The following is a 5,041-nucleotide window of genomic DNA, read 5'->3' as shown; positions in this document are numbered from 1 at the left end:
CAGGGCGGAGGAAAATCCGATGACGCCGCTGATGGTGCCTTCAAAGAGGGCCCCGCGGGTATTGCGGTACAGGAGGCGGGAGGAGCCGTTCTCTTTTCCGGCGCTGAAATCGGCCAGGCCGTTAACTTTCAGCACCAGTCCATCCTGCCGCACCACCGCCAGATTTTCCTGGCGGAGTTTGCGGAAGATCCACCACCGGTAAGGTTTCGCTCCGGGAATGGAGAGAAGGCTGTCGGGGCGGAAAAGGGTGTCGTGCACAACGGGAAGAGGCGCTGGCCGGAGGGCACTGAAGAACAGCACATCGTTTTTCTGCAGGTATCCCTCTGCTTCCTGGCTGTAGTAGTGGTTGATGGGCAGAAAAGCCTGGGCATTGACAAAAAAAGGGATGGTGGAGAGGAGAAGGGAGAGAAAAAGTTTATACATTATGGTGTGATCCAGATCATAAAAAATAGTACACAGGACAGGCAAAACAGGAAGTCAGGGAGGAGGTGAATGCCGGAATGTTTGGAATTACAGCAAAATTCCCTGTAAGGGATTTATTTTAAAGGCTCTCCTGCTCTTAATAATGCCACCCCTTTGGGGTTCCTATTGATTCTTCTGATGAAATTTCCTTCTTCAACACCTCCGGCGTTGCAAAGGTTTTCGTTTCACCTACCATGGATGTCACCATGGATATTGGAATTCGAAACCTCCGGTTTCATAATGTTTGTACGAAACATGGAAAGCACTGGCATGAAAAACCTCGTTTCCTGAAATAAATTTCTCTTCTGAACAGGAACCGCATGCGCGTGGGCCAAGGCAAAACAGGTAGCTCGGGCTGTTGTGAATGCCTGAATGCATAGAATTACGGCAGAGGGCCCGACGACTGAGTCGGGATTTATTTTAAAGACTCCCTTGCACATGCTCTTGCACAAACATGTAGCGACCTTAGAAGTAAGCTTCAGCCTTTTCTAAACCCGTCTTTAAAATTCCGCCTCTGCCTGTAATTCTTGCATTCAGGCAGAGCGGGTAAGGTGCTTGTTTTGCCTTTCCCGCGATAGAAAATCTTACAGTTGGCTTCAACGCCAACTGGTAGATTTTCTTATGCGGGATTTGCTTCCTTTCTTTCATCAAGGAAAGAAAGTAAGTGGGGTCTAAGGGGCAACGCCCCTTAATTAATTTGCGAACCATTCATCGTTAAAGAGCATGGTTCGCACCGAAATACCTATAAAGAGTTCTCTTCCCCGGCGGCCGCCGGCCCTGAAAAACCGCCCTGCGCACTGGATTTCGGCCAGCAGGTCAGCGCGGGGCACCACCAGCCGCCCGAACCCCACCCTCCACACCACCTGCCGGAACGGCTCACCCTGCAATATGTCCACATTATGGCGCGCAATGTTGGTGGTATAATTCCGGTAGATATCATTCCCGGAATTGAACAGGCCGGAATCCTTTCCGGCGGCTGTAAAGGAAAGAAAGGCCGATAAAAGATTCCTTCCCGCACGGTATTTCGCTTCCGTAAGGCCTTCCACAAAATTGCCCCCGGCAGAATGCGCCAGGGGCTGGTACCAGGCTCCGTAATTGTTCAGTGTATTGCGGTGCGACCAGGTGTAAGGCCGCGCCAGATTCATCTCGGCCAGAAGGTGCAGGCCTTCCTTCCCGAAAGGTTCGCTGACCTTCACCCCTGCCTGCAGGGCATATTTATTTCCCGCCCAGCCGGTACCCTGCAGAAATTCCTTGATTATCAGCTCGTCGAGCATGAACTGGGCGTACACTGTCCATTCGGGTAAAAGCCTGTACGAGCCGGCTGTCCCCAGCAGGGCATTGTCGGGTGAACCGATCCAGTGTTCCACAGGCCGGTACACCACCAGGGGAATCATATACTGAAAATCATACCCCCGGTGGCGGATGCTGTCGTTACCATGCCAGACCACCGCTTCGAAAAACGAAAGGTTGAGGCGGCGGGTAACATTCCAGCTCAGATAGTGGAAGGCCCCGTACTTAGGGAACAGCCTGTCTTTGCTTCCCGGCAGGGAAACATCGCGCAGAAAGCCCAGCAGGCTCACGTAGCGGATATGCCAGACCCGTACGGTGGTTTTTATGTAGGGATAGGCGTTGCTGTTATCCGAGAGGAAAAGGGAGCGGTATCCTTCGCCCCAGAAGTTTCTTCCTATGCCGGCTTCCAGCACCAGCGGCCGCAGGGGCATCCAGGCAAGCGCTCCGGTTACCGAGCCCCATTGCATCCGGGAGCCGGAACCCCGATAGGAGGCCAGGCCTGCATGCGGCACGTAGCCGGCCAGGGTGAGGGAATCGTACAAGGACGGGAAAACACCGGCATTGTAAAGATACTGCAGGTTCAGGCTCAGGCTCTGCTTCCATTGTAACAGCAGTTCAGCGCCTGCTCCCGTGTGGTACAGGAAATCCTTTGCAAAGCCTGCCGTTCCGTTGACCAGAGGACGCAAGGCCGCGCGGAACAAGCCTGCCGGATCATCCGGCCCGGTGCGGGAATAAAACATTCCCGGCAGGAGAGGAGTAAGTTCATCAGCCAGATAAGGGCGCACAGAGGGATGAAAGCTATAGCCTGTATCATTTTTCGGGGTATAAAAATACATCAGGTCCCTGCTCAGGGGCAGGGAAACGGGCTGGCAGAGGGCGCCGGTGAAAATGAAGAAGGAAACGAGGAATGCTTTACAGCGCATGGAGTATGTTATTCCGCTCAGGGGACGGGATTCTCTTCGTTGCCATACCGTACCCATCCCCAGGCAAGTCCTGCCAGCTCATGGAATGCGGCTTCCAGCATTTTTATATTTTCGGCACCGAGACTGATGTCGGGTTTGGGGCGGTGGAAGCCTTTTTTGACGTAGTGGTTGGTGGGGGCAGCTATGGGATGCAGGCCTGCTTTGCGGAAGAGCATCATGGCACGGGGCATGTGGATGGCGTCGGTAACGATGATCAGGGTGGCGGTGGTATCGAAGTTCTGGCGGTAAGAGAGTGCTTCCTGCCAGGTAATGCGGGGTTCTTCCTGGAGGGAAAGGCGGGAACTGTCAACGCCCAGAAGAAGGGCGGTACGGTACATCACCATGGCCTGGGAAATATCTTCTTTTCCGGCATAGCCGGAAGTAATGAGCCTGCTGTGGGGAATCCGGCGGTAGAGGCGGATGCCTTCGGCCAGGCGACCGAGAGCATTGGCCGAAAGCTGGTTGTTGGGGGGGAAGCGGAGGTCGTGGGTGTGCCCGCCGCCCAGAACAAGGATGTTAACGGGGCGGGAGGTGTCGGATACAGGAAAGGAAAGAAGAGTGGGGTATCTGGTTTCGAGCCGGCTTACAAGAAAGCGGGGAAAAGGAGAGGTGGTGATGGCCAACAGCCAGAGGGCAGAAAAAAGAAAGAACCAGCGGGAGGTTTTTTTCTTCCGTAGGATAAGAAAAACAGTGCCGGCCAGAAGGAGGAGATAGAGGACCGGCAGAGGATTGATCAGGAAGGAAAGAATTTTACGCAGGAGCATTTGCTGTTCGCTGTATGAAAATTTCCTATTTCCAATTTCCTGTCCTTGATTACGCTATGAAAACTAAAACACGTTAATTGGAAATGGGAAATGGGAAATCGGAAATCCCTTAATCGGAAATGGGAAATCGGAAATCGGAAATCCTTGGAACTCTGGAACTTTGGAACTTTGGAACATTGGAACTCTGGAACATTGGAACTCTGGAACCCGTTCCTTAATTACCTATGGGAAATGGTGTCTGTCGTGTCACCGGCGGGCAAGAGCTGGTAAGGGTTTACATTTTCTGGTCCAGGCTTTTCCCGGTTTCTATATGCCGGAAGCCGGGCACTACCTTTTCAAGAAAGCGTACTACCTGCTCTTTACCGGTACCAGGCCTTGCAATAAGAGAAGCTAATTCCTTCAGCAAGGCATCCATTTCATCACGCGGGCGGGCAGGAGTGTTTTTTATTACACCCAATGACGAAAACCTTTCCATTTCGATGGTTTCATGCCCTGCATAAAATTCCTCATACGGCTTTTCTCCGGACGTATCGGACGGGAAGAAATATACAGGATAAGAAGGATCGTTTTCTTTACGCTGTGCAGAATATAACCGTGCCTCCTCTTCGCTGGCACACAGAAGCGGCTTCAGTCCATGCGCTTCGAGCAGATGAACCGCTATTTCAGAAAATGTAAGCATGCTGTCGGGCGGCAGTTTGGGAAAGAAAATGTCGCGTGTTTTGCCAAGCATGCAAGCCAGAAGGCAAATCTGTCCTGATTCTTCAGGACTTACAAAATACCGTTTTACATCGCTGGGAGCCGAAAGGGGTTGTTTTTTCGCCAGCCGGTTCAGAAATCCTTCAGGCAGGCTTCCGTTCGAGAAGGCTACATTGGCAAAGCGGGCGGTGGAAACCGTAAACCGGTGCGACCAGCTCATGATAAGGTCTTCCATGAGCTTCTTGCTGGCGCCCATGATGTTGGCGGGGTTGGTGGCTTTGTCGGTGGAAACGCAGAAAAAATGTTCCGGCGGGGCTTCGGAGAGGAGGGCCAGGAGGCGGCCGGCATGGAGCACGTTGTTGTGCAGGAGGGCCGATACCGAGAAAATGTCCTTCTCACTGCGCACGTGCTTGTGGGCGGCAAAATTGGCAACGATGCCGAAGGGCTGGTAATGGCGGAAGATCTGTTCGAAAACGGGATCGGCATAGTTTACGGGGTAGGTTTTGTATTCGCCGGGTACCAACATTCCGTGGGTACTGCGCAGGTCGCGGGTGAGCTCGGTGAGGCCGTTTTCGCTGGTATCGACAACGACCAGGCGGGAGGGTTTGAAGGGGAGGAGGGCTTTGATGAAGGATGAGCCAATGGTGCCGGCACCGCCGATGACCAGTACGGAACGGCCGGAAATGTGACCAGAAAGTTCGTCATGGAAGCGTTCCATGTCGGCGGCAAAAAAGCTTTGCCTGCGGTGGGTGATGTGTTCCGAAATAAAGTTCTGAAGATTGAACATAGTAGATTTTTTTGTTACACAGAGTTTCACAGTGTATTACACTGTGTAACACTGTGAAGCTTTTATTTGTTACACAGAGT

At 52.7% G+C, this 5,041-nt stretch carries 4 protein-coding genes; all 4 read right to left on the bottom strand.

Annotation, left to right across the window (positions count from 1 at the left end):
* The coding region (locus GX419_12980; GenBank protein NLI25610.1) for a hypothetical protein at positions 1-423 on the bottom strand (423 nt) is incomplete at its 3' end.
* A gap of 731 nt (positions 424-1,154) precedes the next feature.
* Entirely contained in the window at positions 1,155-2,675 is a 1,521-nt protein-coding gene (locus GX419_12975; GenBank protein ID NLI25609.1) for a hypothetical protein, read from the bottom strand.
* 17 nt (positions 2,676-2,692) lie between these two features.
* The gene (locus GX419_12970; GenBank protein NLI25608.1) at positions 2,693-3,478 is read right to left on the bottom strand and encodes a DUF218 domain-containing protein; all 786 of its coding nucleotides are present in this window, start codon (positions 3,476-3,478) and stop codon (positions 2,693-2,695) included.
* A gap of 274 nt (positions 3,479-3,752) precedes the next feature.
* Positions 3,753-4,961, bottom strand: coding sequence for a polysaccharide biosynthesis protein (locus GX419_12965; GenBank protein NLI25607.1), 1,209 nt, complete (start codon positions 4,959-4,961; stop codon positions 3,753-3,755).
* Between the last annotated feature and the right edge of the window lie 80 nt (positions 4,962-5,041).

The organism is Bacteroidales bacterium, from assembly GCA_012517825.1.
GTDB lineage: Bacteria > Bacteroidota > Bacteroidia > Bacteroidales > JAAYUG01 > JAAYUG01.
The sequence above is the reverse complement of the archived record's forward strand: the minus strand, read 5'-3'. Positions and strand labels throughout refer to the sequence as shown.